At 61.8% G+C, this 18,030-nt stretch carries 16 protein-coding genes and 1 pseudogene; 11 read left to right on the forward strand and 6 right to left on the reverse strand.

Going from position 1 to position 18,030, the window contains the following annotated elements; translation table 11 throughout:
- A partial coding sequence (gene glgP / locus WA157_RS11010) for an alpha-glucan family phosphorylase (RefSeq protein ID WP_422620996.1) occupies positions 1-1,408 on the reverse strand: 1,408 nt, incomplete at its 3' end.
- Between the two features lie 213 nt (positions 1,409-1,621).
- Here glgP and WA157_RS11015 point away from each other — a divergent pair.
- Positions 1,622-4,147, forward strand: a complete 2,526-nt coding sequence (locus WA157_RS11015; protein WP_422620997.1) for an EAL domain-containing protein — start codon at positions 1,622-1,624, stop codon at positions 4,145-4,147.
- Between the two features lie 67 nt (positions 4,148-4,214).
- Here the strand turns inward: WA157_RS11015 and WA157_RS11020 are convergent, their stop codons facing one another.
- The gene (locus WA157_RS11020; protein WP_422620998.1) at positions 4,215-4,658 is read right to left on the reverse strand and encodes an Lrp/AsnC family transcriptional regulator; all 444 of its coding nucleotides are present in this window, start codon (positions 4,656-4,658) and stop codon (positions 4,215-4,217) included.
- Positions 4,659-4,826: 168 nt separating this feature from the next.
- Between WA157_RS11020 and WA157_RS11025 the strand changes: the two genes are divergently transcribed.
- The 7 genes from WA157_RS11025 (at position 4,827) to WA157_RS11055 (ending at position 11,918) form a co-directional block, all read left to right on the forward strand.
- Positions 4,827-6,008 carry a KamA family radical SAM protein gene (locus WA157_RS11025; RefSeq protein WP_422620999.1) on the forward strand — a complete coding sequence of 394 codons (1,182 nt, stop codon included), beginning with the start codon at positions 4,827-4,829 and terminating at the stop codon, positions 6,006-6,008.
- A 66-nt stretch (positions 6,009-6,074) separates the two neighbouring features.
- The gene (locus WA157_RS11030) at positions 6,075-7,112 is read left to right on the forward strand and encodes a zinc-binding dehydrogenase (protein WP_422621000.1); all 1,038 of its coding nucleotides are present in this window, start codon (positions 6,075-6,077) and stop codon (positions 7,110-7,112) included.
- A 22-nt stretch (positions 7,113-7,134) separates the two neighbouring features.
- Positions 7,135-8,211, forward strand: coding sequence for a hypothetical protein (locus WA157_RS11035; RefSeq protein ID WP_422621001.1), 1,077 nt, complete (start codon positions 7,135-7,137; stop codon positions 8,209-8,211).
- Positions 8,208-9,806 (forward strand): lysine 5,6-aminomutase subunit alpha, encoded by a 1,599-nt coding sequence (locus WA157_RS11040; protein ID WP_422621002.1) that lies wholly within the window; start codon positions 8,208-8,210, stop codon positions 9,804-9,806. The genes WA157_RS11035 and WA157_RS11040 overlap by 4 nt, the downstream gene beginning before the upstream one ends.
- Entirely contained in the window at positions 9,799-10,554 is a 756-nt protein-coding gene (locus tag WA157_RS11045; RefSeq protein WP_422621003.1) for an OAM dimerization domain-containing protein, read from the forward strand. The genes WA157_RS11040 and WA157_RS11045 overlap by 8 nt, the downstream gene beginning before the upstream one ends.
- A 126-nt stretch (positions 10,555-10,680) precedes the next feature.
- Positions 10,681-11,094 carry a hotdog domain-containing protein gene (locus WA157_RS11050; protein ID WP_422621004.1) on the forward strand — a complete coding sequence of 138 codons (414 nt, stop codon included), beginning with the start codon at positions 10,681-10,683 and terminating at the stop codon, positions 11,092-11,094.
- A 2-nt stretch (positions 11,095-11,096) separates the two neighbouring features.
- Positions 11,097-11,918 (forward strand): 3-keto-5-aminohexanoate cleavage protein, encoded by an 822-nt coding sequence (locus tag WA157_RS11055; protein ID WP_422621005.1) that lies wholly within the window; start codon positions 11,097-11,099, stop codon positions 11,916-11,918.
- Positions 11,919-12,067: 149 nt separating this feature from the next.
- Here the strand turns inward: WA157_RS11055 and rocF are convergent, their stop codons facing one another.
- Positions 12,068-13,033, reverse strand: a complete 966-nt coding sequence (gene rocF, locus WA157_RS11060; protein ID WP_422621006.1) for an arginase — start codon at positions 13,031-13,033, stop codon at positions 12,068-12,070.
- Entirely contained in the window at positions 13,030-14,139 is a 1,110-nt protein-coding gene (locus WA157_RS11065; RefSeq protein ID WP_422621007.1) for an ornithine cyclodeaminase, read from the reverse strand. The genes rocF and WA157_RS11065 overlap by 4 nt, the downstream gene beginning before the upstream one ends.
- 124 nt (positions 14,140-14,263) lie before the next feature.
- On the opposite strand from WA157_RS11065, the gene WA157_RS11070 reads away from it, so the two are divergent.
- Positions 14,264-14,689 carry an Lrp/AsnC family transcriptional regulator gene (locus WA157_RS11070; RefSeq protein ID WP_318666202.1) on the forward strand — a complete coding sequence of 142 codons (426 nt, stop codon included), beginning with the start codon at positions 14,264-14,266 and terminating at the stop codon, positions 14,687-14,689.
- Positions 14,690-14,769: 80 nt separating this feature from the next.
- On the opposite strand, the gene WA157_RS11075 is transcribed toward WA157_RS11070, so the two are convergent.
- Entirely contained in the window at positions 14,770-15,600 is an 831-nt protein-coding gene (locus tag WA157_RS11075; protein ID WP_422621008.1) for a lysophospholipid acyltransferase family protein, read from the reverse strand.
- Between the two features lie 190 nt (positions 15,601-15,790).
- On the opposite strand from WA157_RS11075, the gene metK reads away from it, so the two are divergent.
- Complete coding sequence (metK, locus tag WA157_RS11080; protein WP_422621009.1) at positions 15,791-16,972, forward strand: methionine adenosyltransferase; 1,182 nt, start codon at positions 15,791-15,793, stop codon at positions 16,970-16,972.
- Positions 16,973-17,082: 110 nt separating this feature from the next.
- Here the strand turns inward: metK and WA157_RS11085 are convergent, their stop codons facing one another.
- Positions 17,083-17,802, reverse strand: coding sequence for a YggS family pyridoxal phosphate-dependent enzyme (locus WA157_RS11085; RefSeq protein ID WP_422621010.1), 720 nt, complete (start codon positions 17,800-17,802; stop codon positions 17,083-17,085).
- Positions 17,803-17,837: 35 nt separating this feature from the next.
- On the opposite strand from WA157_RS11085, the pseudogene WA157_RS11090 reads away from it, so the two are divergent.
- Positions 17,838-18,030: pseudogene (locus WA157_RS11090) on the forward strand (twitching motility protein PilT); the annotation flags it as partial.

An 18,030-nucleotide genomic window follows, 5' to 3' on the forward strand; every position in this document is an offset into this window, starting at 1 on the left:
CCAGCTGGGCGCGCGCCGCGCAGCGCGCCGCCCACAGCTCGGCGCCGGGGATGTCCTGCACCGGCGCCCAGGTGGCGCTCTGGTCGGCGCGGCGCAGCCAGTCGTCGCCCAGATAGCGGTCCAGCAAGGCACGCATGGGGCCGCGCAGCCAGCTGGGCAGATGCACGCCGTTGGTGATGTGGGTGATGGGCACCTCCTGCACGGCACGGCCCGGAAACAGCGGCTGCCACATGGCGCGCGCCACTTGGCCGTGCCGCTGGCTCACCGCATTGGCGTGACGACTGGCTCGCAACGCCAGCGCGTTCATGCCCATGGGCTGGTTCGGGTTGCTTGGGTCGATGCGACCCAGCGCCAGGAACTGTTCGCGCTCACCCACCAGATCGGCAATGCGCCCCAGCATGGTCAGGACTTCGGTGCGCTGGTAGGTCTCGTTGCCCGCCGGGACCGGAGTGTGGGTGGTAAAGACGACCTGTTCGCGCACCTGCTGCCAGACGGCTTCCCGTGCGCTACCCCCGGGCGCCAGCGCTTGCGCCCGGGCCAGCAATTCAAAGACGCCGAGCGCCGGGTGGCCTTCGTTGAGGTGGTAGACGGCGGGCTCGATGCCCAGCGCGCGCACGGCCCGCACCCCACCGACGCCGAGCATCGCGTACTGCGCCAGCCGAATCGCGCGGTTGCCTTCATACAGCCTTGACGTGATCCAGCGCCCGCGCTGGCTGTTGACCGGCAGATCGGTATCGAGCAGGTAGAGCGGCACCCGCCCGACGTCAACGCGCCAGACCTGCGCCGTCACATTTTCCTCATCAATCGGCACCACCACCGTGACCGAGCGGCCATCGGTCCCCGTGACTTTGACGCAGGGCAGTCGCTCGGGGTCGGCATCGAGCCAGTACTCGTGTTGGTAACCGGTCACGTCGATGCGCTGGTGAAAATAGCCGGTGCGGTACATCAGGCCGATGCCGACCATGGGCAAGGCGAGGTCGGAGGCTTCCTTCAAAATGTCGCCGGCCAGCACGCCGAGTCCGCCCGAATAGATAGGCAGGGAGGCATGCACGGCAAACTCGGAGCAGCAAAACGCGACCGGGTGCGCCGCTTTGATGGTGTCCTCGCAGCAAGGCCGGGCGGCGTCAAGAGCCAGCTCCGCCGCAATCCGGCTGACCCAGCCGACAAAGCCCGCATCGGCGCAGGCGCGCGCCAACATGGACGGTGGCGTCTCGGACAGCAAGCGCCGCGGGTTGCGCCCACAACGGACCCAGCGCTCGGGGTCAATCGCCTCGAACATGGCCGCGCCGTCGGTGGTCCAGGACCAGCGGTAGTTGTAGGCCACGCGGGCGAGCGGGCGCAGCGGTTCGGGCAGGAAGCTTGCCAGCTCCATGACCGCACGCTCAATGTCTTGGTCACCTGCGAACATGATCAGTCCTTGTCAAAACCAACCGGTTTCAAGCGTCAAGCCTTCTTGACCAACGAGTTGGAATTATGCGAGTGTGAGCAGTTTTTTTGCAAGTGCCGTGAGTCCCGATTTGATGACCCGGCTTGAGTCACAATGGCGACTTCCAAGTCTCCTTGAAATACGTTGCGTCCCTTGCATTTGTTCAATTTGCTGCCCGCCGCCTGGCGCCTGCGAGTGCCATATAGCTTGCTGGCGCTTTGCTGGCTGGCCTTGCTGGCTGCGCCCACACCGGCGCTGGCGCGCGAGGTGCGCGTGGGCGTGTACCAGAACGAGCCCAAGATTTTCATGAGCGCCGATGGACAGCCCAGCGGCATCTTGGGCGACCTGCTGGTGGCGATGGCCCGGCTGGAGGGCTGGACGCTCAAGCCGGTGCCCTGTGAATGGGCGGCCTGCCTGGACGCCTTGCAGGCGGGCAACATCGACCTGATGCCCGACCTGGCTTCGAGCGAGCAGCGCTTGCAGATTTTTGACGTTCACAAGATTCCCTCGCTCTTGAGCTGGTCGCAGCTTTACAAACACAGCGGCGTCCCGATCAGCTCGATGCTGGACCTCAAGGGCAAGCGGGTGGCGGTGCTGGCCGGGTCGGTGCAGCAGGCGTATCTGCAGAATCTGCTGAGCAGTTTTGCGGTGCAAGCTGAACTGGTGCCCGTGCAGTCGCTGGAGGAGGCTTTTAAACTGACAGCCGCGCACCAGGTCGATGCGGCGGCGACCAACCGCTTTTTTGGCGATCGACGCGCCGCCAGCTACCAACTGGACGCGACACCGATCCTGTTTCTGCCGGCCCAACTTTTTTACGCCACCGCCAAGGGGCGCAATGCGGATTTGTTGGTCGCTATCGATCAACATCTAGCGCAATGGCAGTCGCAAGCCGACTCCGAATATTTCAGGGTGCTCAAGCGCTGGATCGAGGCGCCAACTCAATTTTTTGTGCCCGCCTATTTGTGGTGGAGTCTGGGTGCTTTGGCGCTGCTGCTGGCGCTGGCGCTGGCCGGCAGCGCGCTGCTACGCCGTCAAGTGGCCGACAAAACCCGCCATCTGCGCGCTAGCGAAGACCGGCTTGCCACCATTCTCAACAGCGTTGATGCCTACATCTATATCAAAGACATGGCGTTGCGCTACCAGTACGCCAACCGCAAACTATGCGAGTTGTTTGACCGGCCCCTGGCGCAAGTGGTGGGCAGCACTGACAGTGAGTTTTTTGATGCCACCACGGTCGAGCGCTTACGCATCAATGACAAGCGGGTGATCGAAAACGGCGAGCGGGTCGAGGCCGACGAGATCTGCCGCAGCCTCGATGGCAGCCCGGAACAAACCTACCTGTCGATCAAATTGCCCCTGCGCCAACCAGATGGCAGCATCTACGCCCTGTGCGGCATTTCCACCGACATTACCGAACACAAGCGTTCCGAGGAGGCCATTCACCAGCTCGCTTTTTACGACCCCCTGACGCTGCTGCCGAATCGCCGTTTCTTGATGGAGCGTCTGCAGCAAACCCTGAAAGCCAATGAGCGTCAACAACATTGCGGCGCTCTGCTGTTCATTGACGTTGACAATTTCAAGGACCTCAACGACACGCTGGGGCACGCGATGGGTGACGAGCTGTTGCGCCAGATGGCCGTGCGCTTGAGCACCTGCACGCGCGCCGAAGATACGCTGGCGCGACAGGGCAGCGATGAATTTGTGCTGCTGCTGTGCGACCTGAGCCCCGATCTGGACGCGGCGCTGGAGCAAACCCGGCACGTCGCTCAAAAAATACTGCAACACATTGCTGAACCCTATTTGCTGGAAACCCGCCACTACCAGAGCACGGTCAGCATCGGCATTGCCATGTTTGGCGACACGCCAACCAGCCGCGACGAGTTGTTCAAGCAGGCTGACCTGGCGATGTACCGGGCCAAGGCCGAGGGCCGCAACGCCTTGTGCTTTTTTAACCCCGCGATGCAGGCCCAGGTGACAGCCCGCACGGCGATCGAGGCCGATCTGCACCAGGCGCTGGCGCGATCCGAGTTTGTGCTGTATTACCAGCCGCAGGTGAACATCGACGGCCAGCAGTTCGGGGTCGAAGCCCTGGTGCGCTGGCAGCATCCGCAGCGCGGACTGGTGCCGCCGCTGGAGTTCATCCCGATTGCCGAGTCGACCGGCCTGATCCTGCCGCTGGGGCGCTGGATCTTGAGCACGGCCTGCCGACAACTGGTGGCGTGGGCGGCCAGCCCTGAGCAGGCGCATTGGCGTATGGCGGTCAACGTCAGTGCGCGCCAGTTTCGCCAGAGTGACTTTGTGCAGACGGTCGAGCAGGCGCTGCGCGATACCGGCGCCAACCCGCAGCGTCTGGAGCTGGAGCTGACCGAAAGCCTGCTGGTCGACGATGTGGAGGGCGTGATTGCGCGCATGAGCGCGCTGAGGGCGCTGGGTGTGCGCTTCTCGCTCGACGATTTTGGTACCGGCTACTCCTCGCTGAGCATGCTCAAACGCCTGCCGCTGGACCAGCTCAAGATTGATCGCTCGTTTGTGCGCGACTTGCTCCACGATCCGCAGGATGCCAACATTGTCAAAACCATTGTTACCTTGGGTGTTGCCATGAACCTGCAGGTTATTGCGGAAGGGGTCGAGACAGCCGAGCAACGCGAGGCACTGGTGAACCTGGGCTGCACCCATTTTCAGGGCTATCTGTTTGGCCGCCCGGCGCCGGCGGCGGCTTAACGTGAAATACCGTTCGTGGTGAGCTTGTCGAACCACCCCTTCGACAGGCTCAGGGCGAACGGTTTCATCAGTCGGGCCGGTCGAGCTTTGTGGCCAGCAGGATGGTTGAGAAGGTTTCGATCACGCCTTTGATGACCCGCATCTTGTCAATCACCGCATCGAGTTCGTGCGTCGATTCGGTGGACAGCAGGGCGCACAGGTCGTAACGGCCACTGACCGAGTAGAGCTTGGTAATTTCGTGCCGTTTGGAGAGCGCGCGCACCACCTCGGGCTCGTTTTTGGATTCGATCGAAATCAGCACCATGGCATGGATGCCGGGCGCCGACCGGTTGGCGGTCACGCCGACGGTGTAGCCGGTGATCACGCCCTTGTCTTCCAGTGCTTTGAGCCGCAGTTGCGCCGTGCTGCGGGCGCAGCCCAGCGCTTTGGCCAGCTTGACCATCGGCAGGCGGGCATTGACCTTGAGCAGATCAAGCAGTTGGCGATCCAGGGGATCCAGGGGGGTGGCCATGTGTCAATCAATCAATATGGATGAAAGGCCATCATTTTGACTGAAATTGCGCCCCGTTTTCAGGCAATCTGCTTATTTTGATTGGCAGCACTTGTTCCTAGACTTGTCCGTAGCCACCAAGTCATCGCAGGGGTTACTTGGGCACTTGCCACCGATCAGGAGCATCACATGCTGCAAAGAGTTGACTTCAATCCGGCCAAAAAACTGCTGAGCCGTGAGGCCCTGGACGCCTACGATCCGCAATCCGAATCCTGGCAAAAGCAGTTTGCCCGCCGCTACACGCACCATGCAGAACTGACGGGCGTTCTGAACAACATTGAGAACGTCAACGAGACGGTTTACAAAAAGTTTGCCATTGCCATCACGCCTTACATGGCCAAACTGATGGATCGCGACGATCCAAACTGTCCGATTCGCTTGCAGTACCTGCCCTCGCACTTTGAGGAAACCAAACCCGGGTTTGCCACCTCACTCGACCAGCTGGGCGAGGAAGGTGACACGGTTCCCGGCACCAGCGTGGTCCACCGCTACCCGCGTCGCGTGCTGTTTCTGGTCAGCAACACCTGCGCCACGCTGTGCCGCTTTTGCACCCGCAAACGCATGGTTTCGCAGCCCGATGGCTCAGTTGCCAAGGACGAGATCGAGGCGTCGATCGACTACATTGCCGGCAATCAGGACATTGAGGACGTGTTGCTCTCGGGCGGCGATCCCTTCACTTTCACCGACGAGCGACTCGACCATATTCTGGGTCAACTGCGCCGTCGTGCCCCGCACGTGCGCTTCCTGCGCATCGGCTCGCGCATGGTGGTGCAAATGCCGACACGGGTGACACCGGAGCTGTGCGCCGTGCTGGAAAAGCACCGCGTGCAAATGGTCAACATCCACATCAATCACCCGAAAGAAATCACCCCCTTGCTGCGCGAGCGCGTCAAGATGATCCAGAAGGCCGGCATCATGATGGGGCTGCAGACCGTGTGCCTGAAAGGCGTCAACGACGATGTGGCTGTGATGCGTGAACTGTTCATGCAGACCATCGAGATGGGCGTGCGCCCCTACTACGTCTATTCGACCGATATGGTCGAAGGCGCGCACCATTTCATCGTGCCGCACCGGCGCATGCTCGAACTCTATGAAGGCCTGCGCGGCTGGATCAGCGGCCCGGCGATTCCGACCTTTGTGGTTGACGGCCTGGGCGGCCTGGGCAAGCTGCCGATCACCCCCAGCTACGTGCGCGAAGAAGAACTGCCGGACGGCAGCGGCACCACCGTCAAGTGCCGAAACTACAAGGGCATGACGATCGAGATGCCCGGTCTGGGCCAGGACTTCCATCTGCCAAGCCGCACCAATTAACTTAAAGAGCTTGTGGGTCAGACCACTTCGCGAAGCGAATATGCTCTGACCCCAACTGGAATGAATATGAAACACGGATCCCCCTACGGCACCCATCGTGTGCTGGAACCGCTGGGCGTGCTGCCGCAAGGCGCATGGAAAATCGACAACTCGATGGAGATCTATGACAACGAGATTCTGATCGACGTGTCAGCCCTCAACATCGATTCCGCCAGCTTTACGCAGATTAAAAAAGAAGCCCATGGCGACGAGGCCAAAGTGGCTGACATCGTGCGGGGCATCGTGGCACAGCGCGGCAAGCAGCACAACCCGGTCACCGGCTCGGGCGGCATGCTGATCGGTACCGTGGCGCAGATCGGCCCGGCGTTGGTGGGCAAATGCGATCTCAAAGTGGGCGACAAGATTGCCACGCTGGTCTCGCTCTCGCTGACGCCGCTGCGCATTGATGCCATCAAGAAAATTCATCTGCAGCAGGATCAGATCGAGATCAAAGGCCAGGCCATTTTGTTCGAGACCGGCTTGTACGCCAAATTGCCGGATGACATTGACGAGAAGCTGGCGTTGGCGATTCTGGATGTGGCGGGCGCACCCGCTCAAACGGCCAGGTTGGTGCAGCCGGGTGACACGGTGGTGGTCATCGGCGGTGGCGGCAAGTCCGGCACCCTGTGTATGTACGAGGCGAACAAGCGCGCTGGTGCAGAGGGCTGCGTGATCGGCGTGTCACCGTTTGAGAAAGACTGCCAGCGCATGAAAGACCTGGGCTGGGCTGACCACGCCTTGCAGGTCGATGCCACCAACGCCTTGGCGCTGATGGAGGCAGTCGCCAAGGTCACCGATGGGAAAATGGCCGACGTGGTGATCAATTGCGTGAACATCCCCAATACTGAAATGGGCAGCATTCTGGCCACGCGCCAACACGGAAAGATCTATTTCTTCTCCATGGCGACCAGCTTCACCGCAGCCGCACTGGGCGCCGAGGGCGTGGGCAAGGATGTGGAGATGATCGTCGGCAACGGTTATGCCACGGGGCATGCGGAGTTCGCGCTGGGTTTGCTGCGTGAGAGCGCCAGGTTGCGCAAGCTGTTCGAACAACTCTACGTCTGAAGACCGGCAGACAAACCTGAACATGACAGCATTTCAAAGCGCGCTGTGGCAACGTGTCCAGGCCAGTGGCTCCACCACCCTGGCCGTCATGGGCATGACCAAGAACACGGGTAAAACCGTGGCGCTGAATCATCTTCTGGCCCAGGCGGCGACCAGCCGGATCAGCGTTGGCGTGACCTCGATCGGTCGCGACGGCGAAGACCGCGATCAGGTCTTTTTTGTCCCCAAGCCACCGGTTCTGGTCTGGCCGGGCACGCTGGTGGCCACGGCACGCGACACGTTGCAGCGCGCCAAAGTCCGCTGCCAGCGCATTGACGCCAGCGGGATCGACAGCCCGATGGGCGAGATTGTTGTCGTCAAGGTGCTCGACTACGGTGAGATGGAGATCGCCGGTGCCTCGCGCGGTGCGGACCAGCGCAAGATCATCAGCCGTCTCAAACAATGCGGCGCCGCGCTGGTGCTGTTGGACGGGGCGCTCGGGCGCAGCCACCATGCCTCGCCCGCCATTGCCGACGCCGTCATTCTGGCCACCGGCGCTGCCATCGGCGGTGGTATGGCGGATGTGATGCGCAAAACACGCGACCGCCTGGCCATTCTGGGCATTGCCCAGGCGGATGCCGCCGTTCGCCAACTGTGCGATCCGGTATTCGCAACCGGTGGCGTGGGGGTGTGGGACAGTCACGGCAAGCCCCTGTTTTTGGCCGATATTCCTACACTCAACGGGGCTCCAGCCCTGATGCAGTATGCGCAAGCAGATATCAAAACAATAGCAGTTAGTGGCGCGGTGGGACGCTCCCTGTGGCGCGCTTTGCTGACCCTGGCGAGCAGCAAGCCCGGCTTGAGCGTGGTGGTGAACGACGGCACCAAATTGTTTGTCGAGGCCGCGGACCTGGTGGCCTTGCACCAGCTCGGCGCCCGCCTGCTCGCTTACCGGGGCATTCACCTGATCGGCATCACCTTGAATCCGTTTTCACCTCTGGGCGGCAGTTTTATCGCGCACGAGTTTCTGCTGGCCGCACGCCAGGCATTTGGCGACTACAGCGTCAGTGATGTGATGCTGGAACAGCAAGTAGAAAACCAATTACAGGAGATGACATGACCCAATTGCATTTGGATCAGGCGCAGATTGACCGCGCGCGCGACTCGGCCAAACGCATTGCGCGCCAGGTGTTCGACGAGATGGCCCCGTTCACCACAACGACCGTGGAGCGCGCCACGCTGCGCCTGCTCGGCGTCGATGGCGTGGACGAAAACGACATCCCCCTGCCCAACCGCGTGGTCAGCCATTTGCAGGCGCAAAATTTGCTGCAGCACGGTGCCGCCATTATTCTGGCGGGCGCCATGCAGGAAACGGGTTGGAGTGCCCAGCGAGTGGCCCAGGCGGTGTCCTGTGGCACCCTCACACTGAGCTACCCCAAGAACGAGGCAGCCGCGCGCCACGCCGCTGACGCGTGCGCCGCCACGGTGTGCCAACACATTGCCGGGCAACGCGCGCACCGCAATGATCAGATCAAAACCCTGGGGGAAGGCAAAACCCCCTGGCTGTACCTGATTGTGGCCACCGGCAATATTCATGAAGACGTGGTGCAAGCCCGCGCCGCGGCCGAGCAGGGCGCCGACATCATTGCCGTGATCCGCTCCACCGGCCAGAGCCTGCTCGACTATGTGCCCTTTGGCGCCACCACCGAAGGTTTTGGTGGCACCTACGCCACGCAGGAAAACTTCCGACTGATGCGCGCCGCGCTGGATGAAGTGGGCCAAAAGGTGGGCCGCTACATCCGCCTGACCAACTACTGCTCGGGCCTGTGCATGCCAGAGATTGCCGCCATGGGTGCCGTGGAGCGGCTCGACATGATGCTCAACGACTCGATGTACGGCATCATCTTTCGCGACATCAACATGCAGCGCACCTTCATTGACCAGTTCTTCTCGCGCATGGTCAATGCCTACGCCGGCATCATCATCAACACCGGTGAAGACAACTACCTCACTACCGCCGACGCTTTCGATGCCGCGCATACCGTACTGGCCTCGCAGCTGATCAACGAACAGTTTGCCATCCTGTCGGGCCTTAGCCCCAAGCAAATGGGCCTGGGCCATGCGTTTGAGATTCATCCTGAGCTGGAAAACGGCTTCTTGTGGGAACTGGCCCACGCGCAGCTAGTGCGCCAGGTGTTTCCGGATGCCACGCTCAAGTACATGCCGCCCACGAAGTACATGACGGGCAACATTTTCAAAGGCCATGTGCAGGACGCCTTGTTCAACATGGTGAGCGTGTTGACACAGCAAAACATCCACTTGACTGGCATGATGACCGAGGCCATCCACACGCCGTTTATCCAGGATCGCTTCCTGGCGATCCAGAACGCCAAGTACGTGTTTGGCACCATGAAAGACCTGCACGCCGAGATTGAATTCAAGCGCGGCGGCAAGATTGAGCAGCGAGCCCAGGCGGTGCTGGCAGAGGCCGAAGCCATGCTGGCGCAGATTGAGGCCATGGGCTTGGCCGGAGCGATCGGCAAAGGCATGTTTGCCGAGATTTCGCGCACGCCCACGGGCGGCAAAGGGCTCGATGGCGTGATCCAGAAGGCCGGCAACTACTACAACCCGTTCCCGCACCTGATGTTGCCTGAGACTGTGCCGCAGCGCCGTGACGCTCTGGCTTCCGCTGCTCAGGAGGCCCAATATGCTTGACTCGAAACGGCCAGAACAATGGGTTAAACCCTACGGTGACACGCTGGGCGACGGCCGCGTCCAACTGTCTTTCACCTTGCCGGTGGCACTGGATGAGACCAGCAAGGAAGGCGCCAAGCGTCTGGCGGCCATGATGGGGCTGATGGATCCCGCCGTGGTGCACTGCGAAGACATGGGCCAGGGTTTCAGTTTTTACGTGCTCTATGGGCAGTGCAGGCATCAGGTGGATTTGTCGAGTTTTCAGGTCGTCAAGCCTGACTACGAGGTGATGGACAAAGAAGCCATCAACGCGCTAATCGCCGAGAAAATGGGTCGCCGCATGGTGGTGGTCGGTGCCACGATCGAGACCGATGCCCACACCGTGGGCATTGACGCCATCATGAACATGAAGGGCTTCAACGGGCATAAGGGGCTGGAGAGTTACCACGAGATCCGCGCCATCAACCTGGGGGCCCAGGTCGACTCCGAGGTGCTGGTGGCCAGAGCCATTGAAGAAAAAGCCGATGTCATTCTGGTGTCGCAAGTGGTGACGCAAAAGAACATTCATCTCGACAACCTGACCAAGCTGTCGGATCTGCTGGAGGCAGAAGGCCTGCGTGACAAGGTGATACTGGTGGTGGGCGGACCGCGCATCAGCCATGAACTGGCCAAGGAGCTGGGCTACGACGCGGGCTTTGGCAGCAAGAGTTACGCCGAAGACGTGGCATCCTTTGCCATCCACGAATGGATTCACAGAAAGGCCGCCTGAGTAATTAACTTGCGGGACAGACCGCCTCCTGATTTTTTGCGGGACAGACCGCAGCCGCGAAGCGGCCAGCTCTGTCCTCAACCGATCACGAAGGCCAGCTCTGTCCTCAACTGAACAGGAAACAAAATGGAAAACTACACCAGCCTGATCCGACTGCGCATCAGCGCGCACGATGCCCACTACGCCGGCGGTCTGGTGGATGGTGCCAGGATGCTGCACCTGTTTGGCGACGTGGCCACCGAGCTGCTGATCCGCAGTGATGGTGACGAAGGCCTGTTTGTGGCTTATGACGACGTCCAGTTCCTGGCGCCGGTCCACGCCGGGGACTACATCGAGGCGAGCGGCCGTATCGTGGCCATGGGCAAGACCTCGCGCAAGATGGTGTTTGAAGCGCGCAAGGTGATTGCGTCTGCCGGGATGGCGGGCCAGCCTTCGGCGGCGGATGTGCTGGCCGAGCCCCTTGTGGTCTGCAAGGCATCCGGCACCTGCGTCGTGCCTCTGCAGTGCCAGCGCATTGCGCGCCCACCTGTTCGCTGCTGAACATGGACAAACTCATCATCACCGCCGCCTTGACCGGCGCCGAAGTCACCCGCGAGCAGCAAGCTGCGCTGCCGATCACGCCCGAAGAGATTGGACGCGCCGCCGAGGAATGTTATGAAGCCGGTGCGGCGATGGTTCACGTGCATGCCCGCAACGCCGACGGCAGCCCGACCCAGGACAAGGAGACTTACCGCCAGATCATCGCGGCCATCCGCAAACGCTGCGACGTGATCGTGCAGGTCTCGACCGGTGGTGCGGTCGGCATGACGCCCCAAGAACGTCTGGCGCCGGTGACGCTGGCACCCGAAATGGCCACCCTGTCCATGGGGTCGGTCAACTTCGGCGACGATGTGTTCATGAACCACCCCGCTGACATGGCGGTGTTTCTGCAGGCGATGCAGGAACACGGCGTCAAGCCGGAACTCGAAATATTTGACACCGGCATGCTCGGCACCGCCCATCGCTGGCTCAAAAAAGGCGTGCTGACCGGCCCGCTGCACTTTGACTTTGTGCTGGGCATACCGGGCGGCATGGCCGGCACGCCCGAGGCACTGATGTACCTCAAGGCGCAATTACCCGAGGGCGCCAGCTGGACCGTGGCGGGCATCGGTGCGGCGCAACTGCCGCTGGGCGTGATGGCGATTGTGCTGGGCGGCCATGTGCGCGTCGGCTTTGAGGACAATGTGTATTACCGCAAGGGCGAGCTGGCCAGCAGCAACGCCCAGTTGGTGGCCCGCATCGCCCGTATCAGCCGCGAGCTGGATCGCCCGGTGGCGACGCCGGATGAGGCCCGCGCCCTGCTGGGTATGCCCCGGCGGCACTGACCCGCAGTGGGTCTTCGCTAACACGAGGGTCTCATTGCTAAGCTCGGAGTCCACTCAGTATGCTATCTAATTAGTAGCTAACTATCAAGGTGGCATGCTGGCTAGATGCCTGAATTGTATAAATTCTTGAGGCTGGCGCTGCCGGGAGGCTAACGCTTTGCCGCGGGTGTACGCATCAGAGTGCTTTTGCCAAACAGGCTTTCGATCAGGTCCACCGCCAGCTCGGCGGTCTGGTTGCCTACATCGAGCGCCGGGTTGAGTTCGACCACGTCGAGCGAGGCCAGTCGGCCGGTGTCGGCGATCATCTCCATGCACAGTTGCGCCTCGCGGTAGGTCGGGCCGCCGCGCACCGTGGTGCCCACACCGGGGGCAATCGCCGGGTCGAGAAAATCAACATCCAGGCTGACGTGCAAATGGGTGTTGGCATCCACCAGCGCCAACGCCAGTTCCATGGCATGGCGCACGCCCATTTCATCGATGTAGCGCATGTCGAACACTTCAATGCCCATATCGTGCACCAGGCGCTTTTCACCGGCATCGACGCTGCGAATGCCAATCTGGCGAATCTGCTTGGGCTGCAGCGCCGGCACATGACCCCCGATCTGGATCAATTCCTGCGGGCCGTGGCCGCACAGGCAGGCCACCGGCATGCCGTGGATGTTGCCGCTGGGCGTCAAGGTGGCGGTGTTGAAATCGGCATGCGCGTCAAACCATAAAACGCGCAGTTTTTTGCCCTGGTCGCGGCAGTGCCGTGCCACCGCGCTGATGGAGCCGATGGCCAGGCAGTGGTCGCCGCCCAGCATGATGGGTAGCCGCCCGGCCTGGAGTTCCGCGTACAGGGTGTCATGCAGCAACTGGTTCCATTGCACCACTTCCGGCAGATGGCGAAAGCCGTTGACGGCCTCCAGCCACGGGTTGGCCGGGCCATGGAGGTTGCCGCAGTCTTTGACATCCAGACCCAGCTGCGCCAGGGCCTGCGCCAGGCCCGCCACGCGCAGTGCCTCCGGCCCCATGCGGGCACCGAGCATACCGGCTCCAATGTCGGTGGGGACGCCAATCAGGCTGATGCCGCCTGGGGCGAGGGGGGTGTCGGGGGAAAGTGTGCTGGTGTTCATGCGGCCGATGCTAACGCGGGTTCGGCATCCCGACGCGACGCATCCGCCTGGCCGCGTGAAGCGGGGCGAATCAGGCTGAACAGGTCTTTCGGGTTGGCCAGCTCGGGCAGCAATAACAGCCGTTGCCCCAGGCCCAACTCAAAGGCCGTGTCACGCAGGTAGCGCAGGGCCGAGTAGTCTTCCAGCGCAAAGCCGACCGAGTCGAATAGCGTGATTTGTCCGTCAGAAGTACGCCCCGGCGCCTCGCCGCGCAGCACCCGCCAGAGTTCGGTCACCGCAAAATCGGCTGGCATCTGCTGCAAATCGCCTTCGATGCGGGTTTGCGGCTCGTACTGCACAAACACCGCAGACCCGCGCAGCACATCCGGATGCAGCTCGGTCTTGCCGGGGCAGTCGCCACCGACGCCGTTGATGTGCATGCCCGGCTCCATCAGCTCGGGCGTGAGAATGGTGGCGTTGGTCTTGTCGGCCGTCACCGTGGTCACAATGTCGGCGCCGCGCACGGCCTGCGCAATGCTGGTGCAGGCGCTCAGACGCAGCCCGGTGTGCTGCAGGTTGCGCATCAGTTTGCGGCTGGCCAGGGCATCGGTATCAAACAGGCGGATTTCTTCAATGCCCAGCAGGTGATGAAACGCCAGTGCCTGAAACTCAGCTTGCGCTCCGTTGCCGATCAGTGCCATGCACTTGCTATTGGGTCGGGCCAGTGCGCGGGCGGCGACGGCCGACATGGCGGCGGTGCGCAGCGCCGTGCTCAGGGTCAGTTCGCTGAGCAGCACGGGGATGCCGGTGGCCACATCGGCCAGCACACCAAACGCCATCACCGTGGGCAGACCCAGGCGTGTGTTTTTGGGGTGACCATTGACATATTTGAAGGCATAGGTTTTGGCATCGGCAATCGGCATCAGTTCAATCACGCCATCAAGCGAGTGGTTGGCCACGCGGGCGCATTTGTCAAAGTCTTGCCAGCGCCGGTAGTCATCCAAGATGTAGTCAGCCAGGCGGGTCAAGGTGGCGGCGATGCCCACTTGGGAGACCAGGGTGGCCACGTCCTGGACGCTGAGAAATTGGGTTCGAGTCTGGGTTTGACTCAGCGTGGGGTGTTTCATGGTGTTGGGCTCCGATGGGTTCAGAGAAGTGTCGCCAAACGGCTTGTCAATGTAAATCGTCAGTTTTGCAACCTTTTAGACAAAAAACTGGCACTTTGGTATATCAAACTGACATAATGACAATATGGATGCCACCGATCAACAGTTGTTATCACTTTTGCGCAAAGACGCCCGCACCAGCGTGGCCACCCTGGCCAGCAAACTGGGGGTGTCGCGCGGCACCGTCAGCAACCGGATCACCAAGCTTGAGGATGCGGGCATCATCGTGGGTTACACGGTGCGGCTGCGCCCGGACGCGCAACCGTCCGAGATCAGCGCCTGGATGAGCGTGGCCGTCGCCGGCAATGAAACCCGCGCCGTGATTGCCAGCCTGCTCGGTGAGCCAGGGGTGGCCTGCCTGCACGACACCAACGGCCGTTGGGACTTGCTGGCTGAACTGCGGGCTGCCAATCTGGCCGAGCTGTCGCATGTGCTGGAACGCATCCGGCTGATTCGCGGCATCAGCAGCACCGAGACCAGCATCCACCTGGAAACTTACCGGCTGGCGTGACCGCCATTCCAAAGAAGCTATCGTATTGATAGCTATCTACGCTTATACGACGGGGGCTACAGCCTCATTTCTTACAAATTTCAAATTTCCTGGCGCGGCTGTTTGTAGCGCGCGTAGCCCCACAGGTATTGCTGCGGGCAGTCGCGAATCAGTGTCTCCAGCGCCGCATTGATGATCCGCACCGCCTGCGCCCCGTCCGCGGGCAGGGCGGCGGGCAAGGGCTGCACATGCACCCGGTAGCCCCGCCCCCAGGACAAACGCTCGCCCCAGGCCATCAGCACCGTGGCCCCGGTTTGCTGCGCCAGCCGCACCGACAGGGTCATGGTGTAAGCCTCGCGGCCAAAAAATGGCGCCCAGACGCCCATGCCCAGCGGCGGCACCTGGTCCGGCAGCAGGCCCAGCGACTGGCCTTTCTTCAACGCCTTGATCATCTGCTTGACACCGGCCAGCGTCGTCGGCGCCGTGTGCAGGCCGGGGCGCGCCCGCGCCGTGCTCATCACCTCGCGCAGCCAAGGTTGGCGCGACGGGCGAAACAGCACCGTCATCGGCTGCTGTGTCTGACCGTAGCGCTGCGCATAGGCTTGGGCCGTGATCTCAAAGCAGCCCAGATGCGGCGTCAAAAAAAGCACGCCGCGCCCAAGCGCCAGCGCTTCCTCCACATGCTGCGCACCAATCCATTGCACCGGCACGGGCCGGCCCAACCACAGGCGCGGCAACTCGGCCACCAGCTTGCCGCTCTCGCCCACAGAACCCCGCCATTGCCGCCAACCCAGGCCAGCCTGGCGCGCGTTCGCCACAAAACGCTGGCGATAGACCCCGGAGACCGCGAACACCAGCCAGCCCAGGCCCCAGCCCACGGCATGTAATAGCCACAAAGGCAGGGTGGACAGGATTTTGAAGAGGGTGATCATGGGTCGGATAAACTATGCCCGTCGCTGAGTTACAGAACTACTTGCAGGGCGACACACAAGGGCGGTTTGCCAAGAGCCGCCATTGTGCCTTGTCAATCATTTGACAAATCTGCTAAAGCGTTCGCCGAAAGCCCGAAAAGCCCAAGCAACGCGAACTTGTTGTTTTACTTTTCAATTGGAGCTTTCAACCATGGCGAACGATTTTCTCTTTACCTCCGAGTCCGTATCAGAAGGTCACCCCGACAAGGTGGCGGATCAGATTTCTGACGCTATCCTCGACGCGATCTTCAAGCAAGACCCCAAGTCCCGCGTCGCCGCCGAAACCCTGTGCAACACCGGGCTGGTGGTGCTGGCCGGTGAAATCACCACCAACGCGCATGTGGACTACATCCAGGTGGCGCGCGACACGCTCAAGCGCATCGGCTACGACAACACCGAGTACGGCATCGACTACAAAGGCTGCGCCGTGCTGGTGGCCTATGACAAGCAGAGCAACGACATCGCCCAGGGCGTGGACCATGCCTCAGACGACCACCTGAACACCGGCGCCGGCGACCAGGGCCTGATGTTCGGCTACGCCTGCAACGAGACGCCCGAACTCATGCCCGCGCCGATCTACTACGCCCACCGGCTGGTGGAGCGCCAGGCGCAACTGCGCAAGGACGGCCGGCTGCCGTTTCTGCGCCCCGACGCCAAGAGCCAGATCACCATGCGCTACGTGGACGGCAAGCCGCACTCAATCGACACCGTGGTGCTGTCGAGCCAGCACAGCCCGGAGATGAGCGACGGCCTGCACATGAAGCCTGCTTTCATTGAGGCGGTGATTGAAGACATCATCAAACCCGTGTTGCCCAAAGAATGGCTGACGGCCGACACCAAGTACCTGATCAACCCGACCGGCCGCTTCGTGGTTGGTGGCCCGCAAGGCGACTGCGGCCTGACCGGGCGCAAGATCATTGTGGACACCTACGGCGGCGCCTGCCCGCACGGTGGCGGCGCCTTCAGCGGCAAAGACCCGAGCAAAGTGGATCGCTCGGCCGCCTACGCCGCCCGCTATGTGGCCAAAAACATTGTGGCGGCCGGCTTGGCGCGCCAGTGCCAGATTCAGGTCGCCTACGCCATTGGCGTGGCCAAACCGATGAACGTGACGGTGTACACCGAAGGCACCGGCGTGATCCCGGACGACAAGATCGCAGAACTGGTGCACGAGCTTTTTGACCTGCGCCCCAAAGGCATCATCCAGATGCTCGACCTGCTGCGCCCGATCTATGAAAAGACCGCCGCCTACGGCCACTTTGGTCGTGAAGAGCCCGAGTTCACCTGGGAGCGCACCGACAAAGCGCAGGCGCTGCGGGCAGCGGCGGGGCTATGAGCCACGCATTCGCGTCAGCGAATCCTGCGCTTTGCGCCGCAGGCACAATGCCACAGGCACTGCGGGCGAGCGCCGGGCTGTAGCCAACCAAGCCCAGCCAGGCGCAGGCTTCAGTGGGCGATCCCGGACTTGATGGGGGGTCGCCCGCCAAAAATGGCGGTGCCGACACGCACCATCGTGCTGCCGGACTGGATCGCCGCCTCCATGTCGGCACTCATGCCCATGGACAGCGTGTCAAGGGCCAGACCTTCGGCATTTAAAGCATCAAATACCGCCTTGACCCGCGCAAACAGGGCGCAAGCAGCTACAAAATCAGGAGCCGGTTCGGGAATGCTCATGATGCCGCGCAGGCGCAGCCCGGGCAAGGCGGCCACGCTGCGGGCGAGCGCCAACGCCTCGCTCGGCGATACACCCGACTTGCTGGCGCCACCATCCACGTTGACCTGAATACAAACCTGCAGCGGTGGCCGACCGGCCGGGCGCTGCTCGCTCAGACGTTGTGCGATCTTGAGCCGATCCAGCGTCTGCACCCAATCAAAGTGCTCGGCCACCAGCCTTGTCTTGTTGCTCTGGATCGGACCGATGCAGTGCCACTCAAGCGGCAAATGGCGCAAGTGACTGATTTTTTCTACCGCCTCCTGAATGTAGTTCTCGCCAAATGCGGACTGGCCGGCGGCATAGGCTTGTGTCACGACCTCGGGAGCAACGGTTTTGGAGACGGCCAGCAGTGTGACCTCGCTGGCAGCACGGCCAGCGGCCTGGCAAGCGGCCGTGACGCGCGCGCGAACACTTTGCAGTTGGGTCGGGAGTTGGTTTTGAATCGTGGTCATAATTACCGCAAGCGTAACAAACCATCGGGAACTTTGTGGACATCACCCAATTACTGGCCTTCAGCGTCAAGAACAAGGCGTCTGACCTGCACCTCTCCTCCGGTCTGCCCCCCATGATTCGCGTCAATGGCGACGTGCGGCGCATCAACGTCGAAGCGCTCGATCACAAGCAGGTGCATGCCATGGTGTACGACATCATGAACGACTCGCAGCGTAAAGCCTATGAAG

Origin of the sequence: Rhodoferax ferrireducens (assembly GCF_049302455.1) — a bacterium.
In the GTDB taxonomy this organism is placed as follows: domain Bacteria; phylum Pseudomonadota; class Gammaproteobacteria; order Burkholderiales; family Burkholderiaceae_C; genus Rhodoferax; species Rhodoferax ferrireducens_B.

Bases quoted from the DNA above. Each gene is read 5' to 3' on its own strand.
- WA157_RS11020 (WP_422620998.1), bottom strand. From the start codon at position 4,658: ATGGCCACCCCCCTGGATCCCCTGGATCGCCAACTGCTTGATCTGCTC.
- WA157_RS11025 (WP_422620999.1), top strand. From the start codon at position 4,827: ATGCTGCAAAGAGTTGACTTCAATCCGGCCAAAAAACTGCTGAGCCGT.
- WA157_RS11030 (WP_422621000.1), top strand. From the start codon at position 6,075: ATGAAACACGGATCCCCCTACGGCACCCATCGTGTGCTGGAACCGCTG.
- WA157_RS11035 (WP_422621001.1), top strand. From the start codon at position 7,135: ATGACAGCATTTCAAAGCGCGCTGTGGCAACGTGTCCAGGCCAGTGGC.
- WA157_RS11040 (WP_422621002.1), top strand. From the start codon at position 8,208: ATGACCCAATTGCATTTGGATCAGGCGCAGATTGACCGCGCGCGCGAC.
- WA157_RS11045 (WP_422621003.1), top strand. From the start codon at position 9,799: ATGCTTGACTCGAAACGGCCAGAACAATGGGTTAAACCCTACGGTGAC.
- WA157_RS11050 (WP_422621004.1), top strand. From the start codon at position 10,681: ATGGAAAACTACACCAGCCTGATCCGACTGCGCATCAGCGCGCACGAT.
- WA157_RS11055 (WP_422621005.1), top strand. From the start codon at position 11,097: ATGGACAAACTCATCATCACCGCCGCCTTGACCGGCGCCGAAGTCACC.
- rocF (WP_422621006.1), bottom strand. From the start codon at position 13,033: ATGAACACCAGCACACTTTCCCCCGACACCCCCCTCGCCCCAGGCGGC.
- WA157_RS11065 (WP_422621007.1), bottom strand. From the start codon at position 14,139: ATGAAACACCCCACGCTGAGTCAAACCCAGACTCGAACCCAATTTCTC.
- WA157_RS11070 (WP_318666202.1), top strand. From the start codon at position 14,264: ATGGATGCCACCGATCAACAGTTGTTATCACTTTTGCGCAAAGACGCC.
- WA157_RS11075 (WP_422621008.1), bottom strand. From the start codon at position 15,600: ATGATCACCCTCTTCAAAATCCTGTCCACCCTGCCTTTGTGGCTATTA.
- metK (WP_422621009.1), top strand. From the start codon at position 15,791: ATGGCGAACGATTTTCTCTTTACCTCCGAGTCCGTATCAGAAGGTCAC.
- WA157_RS11085 (WP_422621010.1), bottom strand. From the start codon at position 17,802: ATGACCACGATTCAAAACCAACTCCCGACCCAACTGCAAAGTGTTCGC.